This is a genomic window from Sphingopyxis sp. QXT-31 (genome assembly GCF_001984035.1).
In the GTDB taxonomy this organism is placed as follows: Bacteria; Pseudomonadota; Alphaproteobacteria; order Sphingomonadales; family Sphingomonadaceae; genus Sphingopyxis.
This window is the reverse complement of the sequence record NZ_CP019449.1, coordinates 2,154,278-2,173,341: the sequence shown is the minus strand read 5'-3', so window position 1 is coordinate 2,173,341 and position 19,064 is coordinate 2,154,278. Positions and strand designations below refer to the sequence as shown.

The following is a 19,064-nucleotide window of genomic DNA, read 5'->3' as shown; positions in this document are numbered from 1 at the left end:
ATGTTGGCAGAGTTCAGGGAATTTATCGCGCGCGGCAATGTCATCGACCTGGCGGTCGGCGTCATCATCGGCGGCGCCTTCGCGACGATCACCAAGTCGTTGACCGAAGATCTGATCATGCCCGTCGTCGGCTGGATCTTCGGCGGGGTCGATTTTTCGAACATGTTCATCCTGCTGGGCGACGTGCCCGCGGGCGTCTCGCCGACCGACTATGCCAAGCTGAAGGAAGCCGGGGTCGCGATGTTCGGCTATGGCGCGTTCATCACTGCGACGATCAACTTCCTGATTCTGGCGTGGATCATCTTCCTGCTGGTCAAGACGGTGAACAAGGTCGTGCGCAAGGCGCCCGATGCCCCCGCGGGCCCGACCGAGGTCGATATCCTCACCGAAATCCGCGACGAACTGCGCAAGAAATAATTTTCCACCGCTTTTCAAGGCCTAGCCCGTCCGCGCTCTTTCCAAGTGCGGGCGGGCTTCCTATATGGGGAAGGTCGGTTTCGGCCGACTATGAGGATAAATGTTGCCGTGGAATAGGCACAGCGGACCCGGGGGCAGTACCCGGCGGCTCCACCACGAACCCGCGCCCTTGTGAAGGGGTGCGCGGGTTTCTGACGGGGCCGAACTAGGATCGACGTGTGTTCAAAGACGGTAGTTTCTTCCGGGCTGAGTAACCCGTTAAAGGCTCAAAACCAATAAGTGCTAACGATAACGAAGCACTCGCTCTGGCTGCGTAACCGATAAGCCTCACGGCCTAAGGTTATTCAAATAGAACGCGGTTCGGACCGAACCGGGCAACAGAATCGGATACCAGCGGCTGGGGACGAGCCGGGCAACAGAATCGTCCCACCTTTCCCTTCATTCTGTCCTTTCGGGTGCCGCCGGCGCTGCCGGCCGCGCGAGCTGGCGGCTGTAGAGCCAGCCGATGCCGATCAGGCTGAACCCCAGTACCACGAACGAGCCGATGCGCAGCAATCCTTCGAGCCCCGAGGCGTCGAACAGGAAGACCTTGCCCACCGCGCCGAGCATCAGGATCAGCGACGCGATGCGCCAGTCGTGGCGGTTCTGCCTGATGCCCCAGAGCAGGAAGCCGATCGCGAGCGCGAGGATCAGGATCGAGCGCAGGATATTCTCGCTCGCGGTGACCCCTGGTGCGACCAGCAGGCCGCCGTGGAAGATCTGGCGCAGCGTCGCCCAGGCGAAACCCGCGACGAGCAGCATCGCCGCGACCTGCACGATCCGGTCGAGCGCGGCGCGCGCGTCGGGGAAGAGGGTGCGGATGAGCACCAGGCCGATACCCGGCAGCAGGAAGAGCGGGGCGAGCCAGTTGGCGATCGGCAGCGATCCGACTGCCTGCCCGGTCCACAGTGGGTTGTGGAGCAGCAGGCCGTACCAGATCGCATGCGCGGTCCCCGCGACGACGAGCGGCCGCGCGAGGCTGGTGAGGCCGCGGCGCATCGCGAGCCAGCCGCTGCCGACGAGCAGGGCGCCCCAGACGATGCGCTGCGCGACCCCGGTGGCGACGAAATCGCCGCCGAACGCCGCCGCGAAACCGAGGCGGTAGAGGCAGTGGAGCGCGATCCCGGCCAGGATGCCGATGACCGCGAAAGCCCCGATCAACAGCCAGCGCGGCAGCGCTTCGCGCAGCAGCAGCAGCGGTGCGCCGAAGAGCAAGGCAGGGAGCAGCAGGCGCAATAACAGCTGGTCGATGGCGAGCGCAGGGGCGTCGAACAGCATCGGCACGCCGCCGAGCGAGAGCACGGCCTTGGTCGCCCAGACCCCGACGGGCAGCACGGCCCAAGCAAGGCTCACTGCCGCGAAGCTGACTGCCGCGGCATCGACGCGCGCGAGGTCGATGCGGCGCGCCGCGAGCAGCATCGCTGCACCGCCGAGTGCGGGGACCAACATCAGATACGCCCCCGGCACGACCTGCGCGAGCGCACCATAGGCGAGCAGCGCGGCGGCAACTTGGCCGACGCGGCGGATCGCGGGCTGCGCCGACAGGGCGGCGTAGAGCAGGCCGAGCAGGGTGAGGCCGCCCCAGCGCAGGATGGCGGTGCCGGTGGCCACCTCATCGCTGCCATAGAGGCGCGTCCATTGCGCAATGACGCCGGGGCCCGTCGATGCGAGCAGCAGCACGGCGAGCAGCGCATAGGCGAGCGACAGGCCCTCGATCGGCAGGGTACCGCGGCGCCGCGCGAGCGCGAACAGCGCCGCTGCGATCGCGCCCATCGCGAGCGTCAGGCTCCAGGCGGGGACGAGCTGTGCGAGCGCGCCATAAGCGAGGCCGCCGGCGATCGTCAGCGCGAGGAAGCGTAGGTAGCGGTCCACGGCCCTGGCCGCGAACAGGCCGAGCAGCGCGGTCAGCCCGCCCCAGCGGACCAGCGCCTGCCCCGCGAAGGCGTCGCCGGCCCCGACCACCAGCCGCGGCAGTTCGACCAGCGCGAGCGGGGTGGCGATCAGCGCGACCAGCGCGAGCGCGACGAAGCTCGCGGCGATCGGCTCGATGCGCCGGTCCTTTGCCGCCTTGCCGAAGAAGAGCAATGCGGCCGCGACGGCGCCGACCGCGAGCGGCGCAGTCCAGTCGGGCGCGATCAGGCAGGCGGCGACCGCGACGAGGATGCCCGTCACGGCGGTCAGCCAGGCGAAACGGCTATCGCCGGTGCGGTCCTCGACCTTCCAGCCGAGCGCGATGCCCGCGCCGGCGACCAGCGCGGCGCCGAGCGCGACGAGCGCCAGTCCGCTGTCGGCGATATCCCAGAAATGCCATTTGACCAGCGGCGGCGCGGCGAGCGCCAGCGCGCAAAGCTCGAGCGTGCGGCGCAGCGTTCGCGTCTCGCCCCACAGCTTCGCGAGCAAGGGCAAAGCGTGGATCGCGGCGAGCGCGAGGCCGATGGTCGCGAACCAGCCCGCCGCCGGATCGGGCCAGACCGCAAGCAGCAGCACCGACAGCGCGAGGCTGATCGAGGGGACGATCGCAAAATCCTTCTCGCGCCAGGCGAGCCACTGGCCCGCCGCGGCGATCAGGATGAAGAGCCCCCAGTGGAGCGGGGCGAAGCCGCCGATGCCGACGAGCAGGGCGAGTTGCAACGCGCCGACGATCGCCGACCCGGCGCGGAGCAGCGCGGCACGCGGGCCGTCGAAGGCGATCATCGGCAGCGCGAGCGCGAGGAGAAGCACATAGCCGCCGATCGACAGCGAGCCGAGCGTATCGAGCGCGGTGGTCGCAAGCAGCATCCACAGGCTCCAGCCCACGCCGCCGAAGAAGGCGGCGAGCGCGAGCCACGGCCAGCGCTTCATCCGCGCGACCCCAGCGAGCCCGGCGATGGTGAGGCCGAGATAAACCGCGAGCAGCGGCACATTGGGTTCCATAGCGCCGACGAGCGCGGGGGCGGCGAGGCCGCCCGCGAGCCCGAGCAGCGCGCTGGGCGGGCCGAAGCGCAGCGACAGGCCGAGCGCGGCGGCGGTGACGAGCGCAAGCCCGACGAAGGCGGCGAGCGGACCGATCAGCCCATAGACATTGGCCGCGACCAGGATGGCGGCATAAAGCGTCGCGATGCCCGCGCCCGAGAGCGCCTGCGGCACGCGCAGGTCGCGGACCTTGTCCTCGTTGCGCCAGGCATATTCGGCGCCGCCGATCAGCCCGAGGCCGAAGAGCATGCCGGCGATCACCTGGACGCCGGGGGTGAAGACGCGCGCGAAGAAGCCCGCGTCGATCGCATAGCGGACGATCAGCACGCCCGCGATCGCGAGGGTGATGCCACCGGCCCAGATCGGCAGCGTCTTGCCGAAGAGATTCTCGAAACGCGACGCCATCGTCGGCGGCGGTCCGGGCGGGGCGGGGGGCGGTCCGGCAGGGGGTTCGGGCTCGGGCAACTTAGCCTCGAGGACGGGTTCCTCGATTTCGGGTTCGGCGGCGGCCGGTTCCGGGGCTACGGGCTCGGCGGCAGCGGTTTCGGGAGCGGCGGGCTCGTCCTCGACCGGGACCTCCTGCTCGATCGACGGCAGCGGTGCGCTCGCGGCGGCGACCGGTGCGGGCACGTCTTCGGTTTCAGGTTCGGCGGGCACGGGCTCCTCGGCAGCCGGCACGTCGGGCTTGGGCTTCCAGCGGTCGATCGTTTCGGGCGAGGGCGCGACCCACGAGGGAACTGGTGCGGGAGCGGGCGACGGGGTCGCCGTGCGCATTGGCGCGGCCGCATTGGCGCGCGCCTGTTCGGGGCTCTCGCCTTCCTTCGGAGGCAGCAAACCGGCGTGGCGCTGCAGCGCGCCGATGCGCTTGGCGGCTTCGGCAAGCGTCGCCTCGGCCCGCTTGAGCCGGGCCCGTGCGTCCATCAACAGCAGGAAAAGAACGACAATCGACAGGAAAGCGAAAAAGCCGAGCATGCGATCCCCTAAGCTGGCGCCATCCTAACAGCGGGCGGAGCGAAGTCGATCAACTTGTTATCGTTGCTCGCGAAAGGACGGCGGCGCCTTGAGCGTCAGCGGCAGGCCCGCGGTCACCAGCACGACCTCGGCGGTGGTCGCCGCGACTTTCTGGTTGAGCAGCCCCGCCGCGTCGCGGAACGCGCGCGCGAGCGCATTGTCGGGGACGATGCCGAGCCCGACCTCGTTAGCGACGAGCAGGATATGCCCCTCGAAATGCGCGATCGACGCGCACAGGTCGGCGGTCGCGTCGTCGATGTCGTGCCCGGCGAGCAGCAGGTTCGAGGTCCAGAGCGTCAGGCAGTCGACGAGCAGCACGGCGTCAGGGGCGCTGTGGCCCGCGATGGCGGCGGGCAGGTCGTAAGGCGCATCGACCGTCGTCCAGCGCGCGTCGCGGTCGGCGCGGTGGCGCGCGATGCGCTCGCGCATCTCGTCGTCCCAGGCTTCGGCGGTGGCGACGAAGATATGGCGCCCCGCAATGGCCTCTGCCCGCGCCTGCGCATGGCGGCTCTTGCCCGAGCGCGCGCCGCCGAGGACGAAGAGGCTGCTCATGCGCCGCCCCGCGCGAGCGCGAGCAGCGCGTCGAGATCGACGTGATCGGCGAGTTCGGCGGCGATGTCGTCGAGCGCGGCGTCGACGTCGGCCGTGTGGTCGCGGCCGTTGCCGCCAAGGCCGAGGCGGGCGAGCAGGGCGTGGCGCAGGTCGGGAGCGGCGAGCAGACCGTGGAGATAGGAGCCGAGGACGCGGCCGTCGGCGCTCACCGCGCCGTCGCTCGTACCGTCGTCGAGGCGGGCGAAGGGATACGCGGTGCCCGGCCCGTGCGTTTCGCCCATATGCATTTCATAGCCCGCGACCGGGGCGCCGAGCGCTTCGCCCTTCACATGACGCAATTGCTTGGCGGGCGAGAGGATCGTCTCGACGTCGAGCAGGCCGAGCCCCTCGGCGTGCGTGGCCTCGCCCTCGATGCCGAGCGGGTCGGCGACGCTGCGGCCGAGCATCTGGTAGCCGCCGCACAGGCCCAGGATCGTGCCGCCGCGGCGGTGGTGCGCCTTGATGTCGATGTCCCAGCCCTCGCGGCGCAGCGCGGCGAGGTCGGCGATCGTCGCCTTCGATCCGGGCAAAACGATCAGCGCCGCCTCGGCGGGGATCGGGCGGCCGGGGGGGATCATCACCAGCTCGACCGCGGGCTCGAGCTTGAGCGGGTCGAGATCGTCGAAATTGGAAATGCGCGGCAGGATCGGGCAGGCGATGAGCTTGCGCCCCTCGCGCGGGTCGGCGGGGCGTTCGAGGATCATCGCATCCTCGCTCGGCAGCCGTGCGGCGGCGGCGAGCCAGGGGATGACGCCGAAGCCCGGCCAGCCAGTGCGGACCTTGATCTCGCGATAGCCGTCGTCGAACAGCGCGGGGTCGCCCCGGAACTTGTTGATCAGGAAGCCGCGGATCATCGCGGCATCCTCGGGCTCGATCACCGCCTTGGTCCCGACGACCGAGGCGATCACCCCGCCGCGGTCGATGTCGCCGATCAGGATCACGGGGACGTGGGCGGCGCGCGCGAAGCCCATGTTCGCGATGTCGCCGGCGCGCAAATTGATCTCGGCGGGCGAGCCCGCGCCTTCGACGACGACGAGGTCGCTTTGGGTGCGGAGGCGGTCATAACTCTGCATGACCTCGGCCAGCAGGCTGCCGCGCGCCTCGCGGAAATTGCCGCTGCCGAGTGTGCCGCGAACGTGGCCGTGGACGATCAGCTGCGACGTCCGGTCGGCCTGCGGCTTGAGCAGCACCGGGTTCATGTCGCTGTGCGGCTCGGTGCGGCAGGCGAGCGCCTGCAGCGCCTGCGCGCGGCCGATCTCGCCGCCGTCGATGGTGATCGCGGCGTTGTTCGACATATTCTGCGGCTTGAAGGGGCGCACCGTCAGCCCGCGGTTGGCGAAGGCGCGGCAGAGGCCAGCGACGAGCACCGACTTGCCGACGTCCGAGCCGGTGCCCTGCAGCATCAGCGTAGCCATGCGGCGCCTCCCGCGATGAGCCAGAGCAGCGCGCAGGCGATAAGATAGATACGCAGCGCGTGGCGGATGTCGAAGGGCGTCGCGGCGGGGCCGCCTTCGCCGATCCAGGGCTTGTCATGCATGACGCCGTCATAGGCGACGGGCCCCGCGAGCCGAAGCCCCAATGCGCCCGCCATCGCCGCCTCGGGCCAGCCGGCGTTGGGCGACGCGTGCTTGTGCGCGTCGCGCGCCATGATGCGCCATCCGCCGCCGCCCGCCAGGCAGATCAGGACGCCCGCGAGGCGCGCGGGGATGAGGTTCATCGCGTCGTCGGTGCGGGCCGCGGCCCAGCCATAGGCGCGCCAGCGGGGCTCGCGGTGGCCGATCAGGCTGTCGGCGGTGTTGACCGCCTTGTAGATCCAGGCGCCGGGGAGGCCGAGGAGGAGCAGCCAGAAGAGCGGCGCGGCGACGCCGTCGCTGAAGCTTTCGGCGAGGCTTTCGATCGCGGCGCGCGCGACGCCGCTTTCGTCGAGTTCTGCCGTGTCGCGGCCAACGATGGCGGCGACGGCGTTGCGCGCGGCGGGCAGGCCGTGCTGTTCGAGCGCCTCAGCGACGGCGCGGACATGTTCGAAAAGGCTGCGTTGCGCGAACGCGGGCCAGGCGAGGAGCGCGACCGCAACCCAGCCATAGGCACCGACGTGGCTCAGCAGCGTCCATTGGACGAGCCATGCGGCACCGCTGACGAGCACGACGAGCAGGAGCAGCGTGAGCAGGCCGAGCAGGCGGCGGGTCGCGAAGCTGCGCTCGGGTTGGTTCCAGCGCCGCTCGAGTCCGTCGATCAGGCGCGCGAAGACGCCGACCGGGTGGCCGATGCGGCGGTAGAGGGCGGCGGGCCAGCCGAAGGCGGCGTCGAGCGCGAGCGCGGCGAGGGCGACGGGTTCAGCCATCGGCGAGCGCGTCGGCGAGGCGGGCGAGCGCCGCATTGTCGGCGGGCAGGCCGAGGCGCAACCAATGCGGCTGGTCGGCGAAGGGGCGGGTGAGGATGGAGCGGCGGGCGAGGCGGTCGAACAATGCTGGCGCGGCTCCGGTTTCGATCAGCCGGAACAGCGGGCAGGCACCTTGGGGCCGATAGCCGGCGCCAGTCAGCACAGCGTCGAGCGCGGCCGCTTGCTCGGGCAGGCGCCTGCGCGTCGCCGCAAACCATTCGGCGTCGGCATAGGCGGCGGTGCCGATCGCGATGGCGGCGGCGGAAAGCGGCCAGGCACCGAGCGTCGCGCGCAGGTCTTGCACGAATGGCGCGGGGCCGAGGATGAAGCCGAGACGTACGCCGGCGAGGCCGAAGAATTTGCCGAAGGAGCGGAACACGAGCAGGCGCCGGTCGTCGGCGATCCGCGCGGCGATGCTCAGCGTGGGGTCGCAATCGGCGAAGGCTTCGTCGACGAGCAGCCAGCCGGTGTCGCCGCGCGTTGCAAGCAGTGCGTCGAGGGCTTCCGGAGCGAGGATCCGCCCGTCGGGGTTGTTCGGGTTGGCGAGGATGATCGTGCCGCCTTGTGCCGCGAGGTCGGCGTCGGCGGTTGCGAGGCTGCCTGCGATCATCTCGCCGTGGGTTCGATAGCTCGGCGTTGCGTGACGCGCTTCGCCCCCGATCAGCCGTCCCGCGATGCGCAGTCCGATCTCGGTGCCGGGGACTGCGCCGATATGGCGCGGGGCGACGCCGAAAAATTCGGCCGCCACTGCCTCCAGATGCGCGAGCGCTTCGCCGTCGGGCAGCCGCTGCCAGTCGATGGCGACCCGGTCCGCACCCGGCCAGGGCAGCGGATTGATCCCGGTCGAGAGGTCGATCCAGTCGTCCCCGCCAAAGTGGCGCTTGGCGGCGGCGAGGTTGCCGCCGTGCCAGGTCCAGGCCTCGGTCATGCGAAATGCAGCCAGATGAGCGCGGCGAGGAGCAGCGCGCTTTCGACGATCTCGATCCCGGCGCCATGGCCGTCGCCGGAGATGCCGCCGATCTTGCGAAGCAGCCACCAGCCCCATCCGGCGAGCAGCAGCGGTGCGAGCAGCAGCGACGGCGACCACCATGCGGCGGCGGCGAGGAGCAGCGCCCAGATCGCGAGATCGACGGGGCGGATCACGCCGCGGAAGCGCGCGCCGAGCCCGGCGTGGAGGTCGGGCAGCCAGCGCGACCAAGCGAGCGGCCCGATGCGTGCGGCGAAAGGGACAAGCGCGATCGCGATAAAGGCCTCGCCCTCGATCAATGCGCGTAGCAGGATAAGCTTGGCTACGAGTTGCAGCGCGATGGTCACGACCGCGAAGCTGCCGACATGCGGATCGGCCATGACGGTGATTATGCGCGCGCGCTCCTTGTGCGCCGCGCCCGCGGCGTCGGCGATGTCGCCGAGGCCGTCGAGGTGCAGCGCGCCGGTGACCGCGACCCAGAGCAACAGCGCGGCGAGAGCCCCGGTCCAGGGATCGAGCATAGCGCCCGCCCAGCCGCCCGCCGCGACGAGCGCGCCCACGATCAGGCCGGCGGCGGGGAACCAGCGCATCGAGGCGGCGAATTCCTCGCTGCTCACGGCGATGCGCGGCGTCGGCAGGCGCGTCAGGAACTGGATCGCGACGACGAGCCCCTTCATGGCCGGATCGCTACCAAATGCGCCGCGCCCGGCCACACTTGCAGCGACACGAGCACGCCATAGGGCAGGTCGAACGACCAGAGCTGGCGCTGATCGAAGCCGCAGAGCCGGTGCAGCGCGGCGCGGATCGCGCCGCCGTGGGTGACGACGAGGGTCGGGTGTGGTTCGAGGTCGGTCAGCGCCGCCGACACGCGTACCGCCAAAGCCGACCACGCTTCGCCGCCGGGGGGCGGATGGGCATCGGGATCGCTCCAGAAGCGACCGAGCGCCTCGGCGTCGATCGCCGATCCGGGAAGCCCGTCCCAGTCGCCGAAGTCCAGCTCGCGCCACCGCGGATCGGTGGTCACGGGCAGACCGCTAGCTTCGCCGATCGCCGTGGCGGCAGCATGGCAGCGCGTCAGGTCCGAGCTGATCAATGTTTCGACGGCGAGGCCGCTGGCCTGCGCGGCGCAGGCGGCAATGCCTTCGGCGGTCGATGCCGTGTCGGTGCGGCCGAGCAGCAGCCCCGGCACCTCGGGCGCGCCGTGGCGGAGGAGGTGGAGCGTATAGGGCTTCACAGCGATTCCGACACCGCGGCTTCGGCAAAGGTCGCCATCTCGCCATGCGCGGCGAGCGCGGCGCGGACTATGTTCGCCGCGACCGCCGCGCCGCTGCCTTCGCCGAGCCGCATGCCGAGCGACAGGATCGGGTCGAGCCCGAGGCGGTCGAGCAGGCGCCGGTGGCCGGGTTCGGCCGAGCAATGCCCCGCGAGGCAGTGATCGACGATGGCGGGATTGTCGGCGGCGAGCGGGGCGAGCGCGGCACAGCCGATGAAGCCGTCGAGCAGCACCGGCACGCCGAGCTGGCGCGCGCGCAGCGCCGCCCCCGCCATCGCCGCGATCTCGCGCCCGCCGACGCGGCGCAACGTCTCGAATGCCGAGGTCGCGGCATAGGCGTGGACTTCGAGTCCGCGCTCCACCACCGCGATCTTGCGCGCGATGCCATCGCCATCGACCCCTGTACCGGGTCCGGCCCAGTCGGCCGCCGCGCCGCCGAAGCTGCGCGCGCAGAGCGCCGCCGCCGCGGTCGAATTGCCGATCCCCATCTCGCCGAGCAGCAGCAGGTCGAGGCCTTCGTCGACGACCGCGGCGCCCGCGTTGAGCGCGTCGAGGCACTTGGTCGCGGACATTGCCGCACCGCTGGTGAAGTCGGCAGTCGGGCGGTCGAGGTCGAGCGGGACGACGACCAGTTCCAACCCCGCCGCGCGCGCTAGTGCGTTGATCGCGGCGCCGCCGCTCCGGAAATTCGCGACCATCTGTTCGGTCACGCTCGGCGGAAAGGCGCTGACGCTGTGCGCGGTGACGCCGTGATTGCCCGCGAAGATCGCGGCGCGGCCCTGATCGAGCCGCGGGCGCTCGCGGCGCTGCCAGCCGGCGAGGAAGATCGCGATCTCCTCGAGCCGCCCCAGCGAGCCCGCGGGTTTGGTGAGCTGCGCCTGCCGTGCACGCGCGGCATCCTGCGCGGCGTGATCGGGACCGGGCAGATCGGCGAGCGCAGCCTCGAAGGCGGCGATGGAGGAAAAGATGGTCATTCGGCGATAAATCCCGGCGGCGGGGTACGGGTGATGAAGTGGCCCTTCACGCCCTCGGGCCACAGGGCATAGGCGACGCGGCCATGCTCGCTGGCGGCATATTCGATGGCGTAATCGAGGATCGCGCGCGCGGCCTCGTCGTCGGGGGCGAAGCGGCCGAGGACATAACCGAGCTTGTCCGGCGCGCGCAGGTGGACGGTGCAATGATCCTGGCACGCGAAGAGACACGGCATCGCCTGCACCGCGATGCCGGTGTAGCGCACGTCGCCGGCCCTGACGCGATCCAGCGCCTCGACCAGCCGCGCGCCGCCGGTGACGCCCTCTGCATCGGTGCGCGCCGAACGGTCGTGGCGGCAGGTGCTGCACGCCACGACCGCGGGGCCGGGGTCGACCGGGATCAGCATATGCCGCCCGTCATGCCGTCACCGCCTTGGGAGGCGCTGGCACGCCCACGAAGACCAGCAGGCGATAGAGCGCGTAGAGCCCGATCAGGATCGCACCGTTGCGCAGGAACTGCTCGACCAGCAAATCGGGCGCCATCGCGGTGTGCAGCCCGCCGAGCACGAGCGCCCAGAGCAGGATGATCCCCTTGAACGCGGTGAAGCCCGCCGCATAGGCAAGGCTCAGCTGCGCCGCGACCGAGCGATAGCCTGCTACGCGCAGCGCCGCATAGCTCGCGAGCGCCGAACCCACCGCGGCACTGCCGAGCCCCACGCCCCACGCCAGCGTGCTGCCGTCGCGCGGATAGCCGAGCAGGAAGAAGCCGATAAACTGGCTCGCCGCCCAGGCGAGCAGCATCAGCGCCAAGCCGTCGCGGCGGCGCATATGCACCGCCACGAGCGCCGCGAGCGAGGGGAAGGGCGTCGCGCAGGCGAGCACGAGCGTCGTCGCCGTGCTTGCCGCGGTGAGCAGCGCCACCCAGAGCGCCGAGGCGCCGCTTGTGCGGAGCGCCGCCATCAGAAGCGCCCCCGGATGCCGGCGTAGAAGCTCCGCCCGATCGAGCCGTAGCGGAACGCGGTCATATAGGTCTCGTCGAAGATATTCTCGGCGCGCGCGAACAGCTTGACTTCGTTCGACAGCGCCACTTCGGCGCGCAGGTCGACGAGCGTATAGTCGTCGAGCCTTTGCGCGTTGCTGGCGTTGTCGAAGCTCTTCCCCGACCAGCGAAGCGCGGCGCCGAGTTCGAGCCCGAAATCGAAGCCATAGCTGACCGACCCGTGCGCCGTGTTGCGCGGGCGGCGCGGGAGCCATTTGCCGAAATTGGCGCCGCCGGGCGAGCGGTCCTCGGCGACGATCCTGCTGTAGTTGCCGTCGAGCCTGAACCCGCCGAGCGTCAGCGCGGCGCTGGCCTCGACGCCATGCGCCTCGGCGCGCGCGACGTTCGAGTAGAAGCCCGAGCGGCGCGTGGCCGGATCGCCGGGGACGAAGCACAGCGGGTTGGTCGACGTACCGCTGCAGCTGTTGAAGATGACCAGGTTCGTGGTGCGGCGGTCGAACCAAGCCGCGCCGATGACGAATTTGCGATCGAACAATTGCTGTTCGATGCCCGCTTCCCAGCCCTTGGCCTCCTCGGGGTCGAGCGCGCTATTGCCGAATTCGCTGAACAGCTGGAACAGGCTGGGTGCCTTGAACCCCTCGCCATAGCTGGCGCGCAGCACGGCGCCGGTCGACAGCCGCCACACGCCGCCCACGGCGAACAGGGTCTGGCTGCCGAAGCGGTCGTGATCGTCGGTGCGGACGCCGCCGTTGAGCGTCAGCCCGGCGATCGGCTCGACGCTGAGCTGGCCATAGGCGCTGGTGATTTCGGCCTTGCCGCGCGCGAAGGCGGGCACCGGCACCGCAAGCGACGCCGACGGCGAGCGGCTGCGGAAGGTGGAGCGCTCGTTCTCGGCGCCGAAGATCGCGGTGATGCGATCCGACAGGTCGAAGCTGCCCTGATATTCGAAGCGCTTGTTCTGGCCGTCTGCCTCGAAGCTTTGCGGCCGCGCGCGCGTCGGGTTGAAATTGTCCCGGTTGGTGTCCGTATAGGCGTAAGCGAAACGGTTGCGGAAGCGTCCGTCCACCAGGTCGAGGTTCAGCCCGGCATAGCCGACGAACTCCTTGTTGAGGCCATAGTCGGCGCTGTCGGTGTTGAAGCCGTCGAATTCGACCCGCCCGCTCGAATAAGTGCCGCGCACGTCGACGCTGACATTGTCGGCAAGGGTGAGTTCGGCGCGGCCCGAGAGGTTGGTATTGCGATACCCGTCGGCCTCGACCCCGCCGAAGGCCTTGGCGTGCGACGAGATGCCGTCGGTGGTGAAGCGCTGGCCGCCGATGCGCCACGCGAGCGGGCCGGACTTGCCGCCGAGCGCGGCGCGCGCGCTCACCGTGTCGCGCGATCCGGCCTCGAGGTCGAAGCTGCCTTCGATCGCCTTTTCGGGCGAGGCGGTGACGATGTTGACCACGCCGCCGATCGCCTGGCTGCCCCACAGGATCGACTGCGGCCCGCGCAGCACCTCGATCCGGCCGATGTCGCCGACGAGCAGATTGGCGAAGTTGAAGCCGCCGCCGGTCGACGAGGGATCGTTGAGCTTCACCCCGTCGATCACCGCGACCGTATGTTCGGATTCGGCGCCGCGGATGCGCAGCGAGGTCGCGGTGCCGTAACCGCCGTTGCGCGCGATGCTGATCCCAGGGGTGCGCAGCAGCAATTCGGTGACGCCGATATCCTGGGCCCGGTCGATCGCTTCCTTGTCGAGCACCGCGACCGACGAGGGAATCTCGTCGAGCGTCAGCGGCGCGCGCGTTGCGGTGACGATGATGCTGTCGGCTTCGCCGGCCTCTTCGGCGAGGGCGGGCAGCGCGGCCGCGACGGCGGCCACGGAAATGGTGGTACGAAAAACAGTCCTGAACATTGGTAACCCCATCGACAAGGCCGCCCATGCGCGCGGTCGATGCGGTGGTCCGGGAGCGGACGCGCGACATCGGCCCGCGCCCATGCACGGCCACCTTTGTCGTCATTCGGGTTCACGCCCCGTCCGCCCGGCACACCCTGTCCGCGCGAAAAACGACGGCGACGGGCAGGTCTCCTGGCTCGCGGGTCGGTGCCGGTCCGGGCCGCCTTCTCAGGACTTGAAGTCCCAATGGCATATGGCCCAGTGGCTCTCCGCTTACAGTTGCAGGGGCAGCCGGGGTTTTACACCCCATTCCCTTTTGATCCCCTCTCGGGGAACCTGTCGCTGGCGGCGCCCCTAACGCGATTCCGGGGCGGCGGTCAATTGCCTAGCGCGGCGCGCGGCCGAAGGTCGTGACCGTGGGCCAGTCGCCGCCGGTCTCGACCCGCGCCTCGATGTCATAGACCCGGCGCAACAACTCGGGCGTCAGCACCTCGGCGGGCGTCCCGTCCGCGGCGACGCGGCCGCCGTCGATCAGCAGCAGCCGGTCGCAATAGCGCGCCGCCATGGTCAGATCGTGAAGCACCGCGATCACCAGCGCGCCGGCGTCGGCCTCGGCGCGCATCAGCTCCATCACGTCGATCTGGTGGCCGGGATCGAGGCTCGCGAGCGGCTCGTCGGCGATCAGCGCGGGCGCCTCGACCGCCAGCGCGCGCGCGAACAGCGTGCGGGCGCGCTCGCCGCCCGACAATTCGGTCGCGATGCGGCCTTTCAGATCGAGGACGTCGGCGCGCTCCATTGCGCGGGCGATGGCGGCGCTGTCGGCTTCGGCGATCTTCGACATCGGGGCGAGGTGGGGCAGCCGGCCCAATTCGACGAGCCGCTCGACCGTGAGCGGCCAGTGTAACGTCTGCCCCTGCGGCAGATAGGCGATCCGCCGTGCGAGCGTGGCGCGCGGGGTCGCCGCGACATCCTGGCCATCGAGCAGCACGCGCCCGGTTGCGGGGACCAGCGCGAGCATCGCCCGCGCGAGCGTCGACTTGCCCGCGCCATTGGGGCCGACGATGCCGCTGAGCGTGCCGGGCGCAAAGGCGGCGCTGACGCTCTTCACCACCGCACGGCGGCCGAGCGTCACGCCGACGTTTTCGAGGGTCAGGCTCACCATATCCGCCGCTCCCGCATCAGGTGGAGGAGGAAGACCGGCACGCCGAGGAAGGCGGTGACGACGCCGAGCTTGAGCTCGTTGGTGGTCGGAATGATCCGCACGCCGAGGTCGGCGAAGGTCAGCAGCGCCGCGCCGCCGATTGCAGAGGGCAGCAGGATCGCCGAGGGGCTGCGGTCGGTGAGCGGGCGGACCAGGTGCGGCACGATCAGCCCGACGAAGCCGATCGCCCCCGACACCGCGACTGCGCCGCCGACCCCGATCGCGGTGCCCACCAGCAGCCGCAGCCGCAACCTGCGGATATCGGTGCCGAGCGCCTGCGCCGCGTCTTCCCCAAGCGTCAGCGCATCGAGCGCGCGGCCATTCCACAGCAGCATCGCGCCGCCGATGACGATGCAGGGCAGCGCGATCCAGACATGGTCGAAGGATCGGTTCTCGAGGCTGCCGAGCAACCAGGTCATGATCTCCATCGCCGCGAACGGATTGGGCGACAGGTTGAGCGCGAGGCTGGTCCCCGCGACTGCGAGCGTTCCCACGGCGATGCCGGCGAGGATCAAGGTCAGCGGGCTTTCGGCGCGGCCCGCGAGCGCGAAGAGCAGTAGCAGCGACAGCAAAGCGCCGCCGGTGGCCAGCACGGGCAGCATCAGCGGATGCAACTCGGCGAGCCCGAAGTAGATTGCCGCGACCCCGCCGAGCGCGGCGGCGTTCGAGGTGCCGAGCACCGAGGGCTCGGCGAGCGGATTGCGCAGATAGCCCTGCAACGCCGCGCCCGCGAGCCCGAGCATCGCGCCGACCGCTAGCGCCAATAAGGTGCGCGGCAGGCGGAGGTCGAAAAGGATGATCGTCGCGACCCTGTCGCCATCGCCCGTCGCGGCGGCGAGCAGGCGTGCGACCGACAGATCGACCGCGCCGAAGAGCAGCGACGCGACCGCGGCCACCAGCGTCAATGCGGCGAGCGACGCGACCAGCGTCCAGCGCGGCGGAGCGAAGCGGCTCATGATGCGCCTCCCGCATCGTGGCGCGCGATCTGGTCCACGATGCTGCGCGCGGCCTGCGTATAAGCGGGGCTGCCACAGACGGTCCACGCCTGCGGTACGCTGATCCGCGGGATGTCCTTCAGCGCCGGATGGTGCAGCATCTCGCTGCCCTGGTCGGTGACGATGTCGGTGGCGCTTTCGACGATCAGGAAGTCGGGGCGCGCCGCGACCATCTCCTCGAGGCTCAATTGCGACAGCGGCGGCTTGCCGAGCTTGCCCGCGAGATTGACCAGCCCGACGCGGCCCATCAGTTCGTCGATCAGCGTGCCGGTGCCGGTCATATAGCCGCGCCGCTGATAATAGGCCGCGACCCGCCCGCGCCCGGGTCTGGGCAATCCTGCCAGTTCGCCCCGCATGCGCGCGACCAGCGCCTCACCGCGCGCGGGGTGGCCGACGGCGGTCGCGGTCTGGTGGATCGACGCATAGATCTGGTCCAGCCGGTCGGCGGTCTCGAGGTCGAGCAGCGGATAATCGGCCTGCGGTAATGCCGCGAGCGCCGCGCTGCGGCTCGCGGGCATGCCGACGATCAGATCGGGTTCGATCGCCAGAATCTGCTCGGCCGAATTGCTGAGTTGGGGGATGCCGCGTGCCTTCGCGGCCTCGCCCGACATTTCGACGTCGGTGGCATTCTTGGTCAACCCCGCGATCTGCCCGCGATCGGCGAGCGCAAGCACGAGCTGGTCGGCGCAGAGGTTGATCGAGACGATGCGTTGCGGGAGCGCGGGTGCCTTGGCGGCCGGGGCCGGGACGGCCGCCCACAACGCGCCCGCGCCTCCGAGCAGCAGTGCCGCACCGCCAAGCCCGGCCGGCTTCAAAACTCGACCCCCGCCTGCGCGCGGACATTCTGTTCGCGGAAGGGATGCTTGACCTGCGCCATTTCGGTGACCAGGTCGGCGACGTCGATCAGCGCCTGCGGCGCGTTGCGCCCGGTGATTACGACATGCGTCATTACGGGCTTGGCCGCGAGCGCCGCCAGCACTTCATCGACCGGCAGATAGTCGTAGCGCAGCACGATGTTGAGCTCGTCGGCGATGACCATCTTGTACGCGGGGTCGGCGATCATGCGCTTGACCTCTTCCCATGCGGCGCGCGCGACCGCGATGTCGCGGCTGCGGTCCTGCGTGTCCCAGGTGAAGCCCTCGCCCATCGGCTTGAATTCGGCAAGCTCGGGAAAGCGGTCGAACACCGCCTTCTCGCCGGTCGCCATCGCGCCCTTGACGAACTGGACGATGCCGACCTTCATGCCATGGCCGATCGCACGGATCGCCATGCCGAGCGCGGCGGAGGTCTTGCCCTTGCCCGGCCCGGTGTGGACGATGACCAGCCCCTTCTCGACGGTCTTGGTCGCGACCTTCTTCGCCTGCGCCGCCTGCAGCTTTTGCATCTTCGCCTTATGCTCGGCGTCGGTGCGGGCGGGCTTCATCAGAAGCGCACCCGCACGCCGCCATAGGCCGATCGGCCATAGGTGCCGTAGTTGAAGGCGGTGGCGTAATCGGCGTCGAACAGATTGTCGATGCGACCGTAAAGCTCCAGTTTTTCGCCGATCGGGAAGGATGCGCGCACCCCGGCGAGCGCGTAACCGTCGAGGCGGACATTGTTCGCGAAATCGTCGAAGCTGTCGCCGACCATCGTCAGCGTCGCGCCGGTCGACAGGCCGAACGCCCAGTCATAATCGACCGACAGGCTGGCGGCATGCTCGGCGCGGCGGGGCAGGCGGTTGCCGTCGAACGCCGGGCGGCCCGAGCGGTCGCGCGCGTCGATCAGGCTGTAGGAGGCGCTGAGGTTCAGCGCGTCGACCGGGCGCAGCGCCAGCGCCGCCTCGACACCCTTCGCCCGCGTGCGGTCGATATTGCCATAGGTGAAGGTCGCATTGTCGAAGTTGATCTGGTCGGTGGTGTTGCGCAGGAAGGCGGTCAGCGAGAGCGTCGCGCGGCCCTCGGCGAAATTCTGGTCGATGCCGACGTCATAGCTTTTCGAGCGTTCCGGGCGCAGCGCCGCATTGCCGCTGAACGCGTCGAACAGCTGGTAGAGCGACGGCGCCTTGAAACCCTCGCCATAGCTCGCGCGGATGTTGGTCGCGCCGCCGTTCGGCGAATAATTGGCATTGGCACCTAGCGTGGTGGCGCCGCCGAACTGGCTATGGTCGTCGTGGCGCACCCCGCCGGTCAGCGCCAGGCCGGTCAGCGGCTGGACGATGGCGAGCGCATAGACGCTGTCGATATCCGCCTTCTGGCTGTCGGTCGATCCGAAGCCGAAGAAGTCGTAATCGGGGCGCTCATGCTCGTAACCGAAGATCAGCTTGGCCGTCTCGCTCGGCGCGACGACGCCCTGATATTCGAAACGCAGGTTGGTGCCCGAATAGCCGTAATCGGGCGCGGTGCCGCGCACGAAATAATAATCGCGGTCGTTCTGCAGCCAGGTCACCGCCGCGCGGCTGGTGAAGCGGCCGTCGAACAGCGCGAGATTGAGCCCGGCATAGCCGGTATACTGGCCGAGCTTCGCGACGTCGGGGCTGTCGGCGGGCGCGCCGAAGAAGCTGTCGTAATCGAGGTCGGCGTGGATATAATAGCCGCGCAGATCGAGGCTAAGCGCATCGCTGAACGCAACCTTCAGCCGCGCATTGCCCGCGAAATTCTTGTAGCCGTCCTTCTCGGTCCCGACTGCGGCCGACGAGATGCCGTCGGTGCGGAAATAGGCGCCGCCGATACCGCCCGAGATGCGGCCCGTCGTGCCCGATACATCGGCCTTGGCGCCCAAAGTGTCGCTATAGCCATAATCGGCCGAGGCGTTGGCGGCGAAGCCCTCGGCGGGGCGGGCCGTCGTCAGGCTGACGACGCCGCCGATCGCCTGGCTGCCATGGACGACCGAGTTCGAACCGCGCAGCACCTCGATCCGGTCGATATTGGCGGTGAGCAGATGGCCGAAGTCATAGCCGTCGCCGATACCGCTCGGGTCGTTGACCTTGACCCCGTCGATCAGCACCAGCGTCTGCGTCGTCTCGGCGCCGCGCAGCGAGATGCCCGCGACCGATCCAGTGCTGCCGTTGCGGCTGAAACGCACGCCGGGCGTGGTCGCCAGCAGGTCGACGACGTCGACCGTCTGGCGCGTCTCGATCGTATCGGCGTCGATGATGGTGATCGCCTGGCCGGTCTCGTCGCGTGGTTGCTCGATGCCCGATGCGGTGACGACGATCTCGTCCTCGGGGCTTTCGGCGGCGAGCGCGTTGGTGGAGACCGCAAGCGCGGCGGTGGAAAGAAGCATAGTCTTAAACATGGGAAACCCCCGCACGCCATGAGCGTGGGCGGGAGCCTGCCGAGCGCGGACGCGACCGACCGGGCGAGGGGCGGACGGGCGTATTCGCCTGATCCCCCGCACCGAAGGCGGCTCC

General features: G+C 69.9%; 17 protein-coding genes, 1 other RNA gene and 1 riboswitch. Of the genes, 2 read left to right on the top strand and 16 right to left on the bottom strand.

The window, feature by feature from the left end:
- Window positions 1-417, top strand: coding sequence for a large conductance mechanosensitive channel protein MscL (gene mscL, locus BWQ93_RS10405; protein ID WP_077030487.1), 417 nt, complete (start codon window positions 1-3; stop codon window positions 415-417).
- A 34-nt stretch (window positions 418-451) separates the two neighbouring features.
- Window positions 452-809: a transfer-messenger RNA gene (gene ssrA, locus BWQ93_RS10400) on the top strand.
- Between the two features lie 46 nt (window positions 810-855).
- On the opposite strand, the gene BWQ93_RS10395 is transcribed toward ssrA, so the two are convergent.
- The 16 genes from BWQ93_RS10395 to BWQ93_RS10320 form a co-directional block, all read right to left on the bottom strand.
- A complete protein-coding gene (locus BWQ93_RS10395; RefSeq protein ID WP_077030486.1) occupies window positions 856-4,380 on the bottom strand; it encodes a DUF2339 domain-containing protein in 3,525 nt (1,174 codons plus the stop codon).
- A gap of 57 nt (window positions 4,381-4,437) precedes the next feature.
- Window positions 4,438-4,971, bottom strand: a complete 534-nt coding sequence (cobU, locus tag BWQ93_RS10390) for a bifunctional adenosylcobinamide kinase/adenosylcobinamide-phosphate guanylyltransferase (protein ID WP_077030485.1) — start codon at window positions 4,969-4,971, stop codon at window positions 4,438-4,440.
- Window positions 4,968-6,425 (bottom strand): cobyric acid synthase, encoded by a 1,458-nt coding sequence (locus tag BWQ93_RS10385; protein ID WP_077030484.1) that lies wholly within the window; start codon window positions 6,423-6,425, stop codon window positions 4,968-4,970. Before BWQ93_RS10385 ends, cobU begins: the two co-directional genes overlap by 4 nt.
- Window positions 6,413-7,351, bottom strand: a complete 939-nt coding sequence (gene cbiB, locus BWQ93_RS10380; protein ID WP_077032322.1) for an adenosylcobinamide-phosphate synthase CbiB — start codon at window positions 7,349-7,351, stop codon at window positions 6,413-6,415. The genes BWQ93_RS10385 and cbiB overlap by 13 nt, the downstream gene beginning before the upstream one ends.
- Window positions 7,344-8,318, bottom strand: a complete 975-nt coding sequence (locus BWQ93_RS10375) for an aminotransferase class I/II-fold pyridoxal phosphate-dependent enzyme (protein ID WP_077030483.1) — start codon at window positions 8,316-8,318, stop codon at window positions 7,344-7,346. Before BWQ93_RS10375 ends, cbiB begins: the two co-directional genes overlap by 8 nt.
- Window positions 8,315-9,034: an adenosylcobinamide-GDP ribazoletransferase gene (locus tag BWQ93_RS10370; RefSeq protein WP_077030482.1), complete on the bottom strand. Its 720-nt coding sequence runs from the start codon at window positions 9,032-9,034 to the stop codon at window positions 8,315-8,317. The genes BWQ93_RS10375 and BWQ93_RS10370 overlap by 4 nt, the downstream gene beginning before the upstream one ends.
- On the bottom strand, window positions 9,031-9,591 hold the full coding sequence (locus BWQ93_RS10365) for a histidine phosphatase family protein (RefSeq protein WP_077030481.1): 561 nt from the start codon (window positions 9,589-9,591) through the stop codon (window positions 9,031-9,033). The genes BWQ93_RS10370 and BWQ93_RS10365 overlap by 4 nt, the downstream gene beginning before the upstream one ends.
- Window positions 9,588-10,604 carry a nicotinate-nucleotide--dimethylbenzimidazole phosphoribosyltransferase gene (gene cobT / locus BWQ93_RS10360; protein ID WP_077030480.1) on the bottom strand — a complete coding sequence of 339 codons (1,017 nt, stop codon included), beginning with the start codon at window positions 10,602-10,604 and terminating at the stop codon, window positions 9,588-9,590. Before cobT ends, BWQ93_RS10365 begins: the two co-directional genes overlap by 4 nt.
- Window positions 10,601-11,008, bottom strand: coding sequence for a DUF1636 domain-containing protein (locus tag BWQ93_RS10355; protein WP_077030479.1), 408 nt, complete (start codon window positions 11,006-11,008; stop codon window positions 10,601-10,603). The genes cobT and BWQ93_RS10355 overlap by 4 nt, the downstream gene beginning before the upstream one ends.
- A gap of 10 nt (window positions 11,009-11,018) precedes the next feature.
- A complete protein-coding gene (locus BWQ93_RS10350; RefSeq protein WP_077030478.1) occupies window positions 11,019-11,561 on the bottom strand; it encodes a hypothetical protein in 543 nt (180 codons plus the stop codon).
- Window positions 11,561-13,498, bottom strand: a complete 1,938-nt coding sequence (locus BWQ93_RS10345) for a TonB-dependent receptor plug domain-containing protein (RefSeq protein WP_077030477.1) — start codon at window positions 13,496-13,498, stop codon at window positions 11,561-11,563. Before BWQ93_RS10345 ends, BWQ93_RS10350 begins: the two co-directional genes overlap by 1 nt.
- A gap of 147 nt (window positions 13,499-13,645) precedes the next feature.
- Window positions 13,646-13,835, bottom strand: a riboswitch (cobalamin riboswitch).
- A gap of 30 nt (window positions 13,836-13,865) precedes the next feature.
- Window positions 13,866-14,642, bottom strand: coding sequence for an ABC transporter ATP-binding protein (locus BWQ93_RS10340; RefSeq protein ID WP_077030476.1), 777 nt, complete (start codon window positions 14,640-14,642; stop codon window positions 13,866-13,868).
- Window positions 14,636-15,637, bottom strand: a complete 1,002-nt coding sequence (locus tag BWQ93_RS10335; RefSeq protein ID WP_077030475.1) for a FecCD family ABC transporter permease — start codon at window positions 15,635-15,637, stop codon at window positions 14,636-14,638. Before BWQ93_RS10335 ends, BWQ93_RS10340 begins: the two co-directional genes overlap by 7 nt.
- Complete coding sequence (locus BWQ93_RS10330) at window positions 15,634-16,491, bottom strand: ABC transporter substrate-binding protein (RefSeq protein WP_077030474.1); 858 nt, start codon at window positions 16,489-16,491, stop codon at window positions 15,634-15,636. Before BWQ93_RS10330 ends, BWQ93_RS10335 begins: the two co-directional genes overlap by 4 nt.
- On the bottom strand, window positions 16,488-17,099 hold the full coding sequence (cobO, locus tag BWQ93_RS10325) for a cob(I)yrinic acid a,c-diamide adenosyltransferase (RefSeq protein WP_077030473.1): 612 nt from the start codon (window positions 17,097-17,099) through the stop codon (window positions 16,488-16,490). Before cobO ends, BWQ93_RS10330 begins: the two co-directional genes overlap by 4 nt.
- The gene (locus tag BWQ93_RS10320) at window positions 17,099-18,949 is read right to left on the bottom strand and encodes a TonB-dependent receptor plug domain-containing protein (RefSeq protein ID WP_077030472.1); all 1,851 of its coding nucleotides are present in this window, start codon (window positions 18,947-18,949) and stop codon (window positions 17,099-17,101) included. Before BWQ93_RS10320 ends, cobO begins: the two co-directional genes overlap by 1 nt.
- Between the last annotated feature and the right edge of the window lie 115 nt (window positions 18,950-19,064).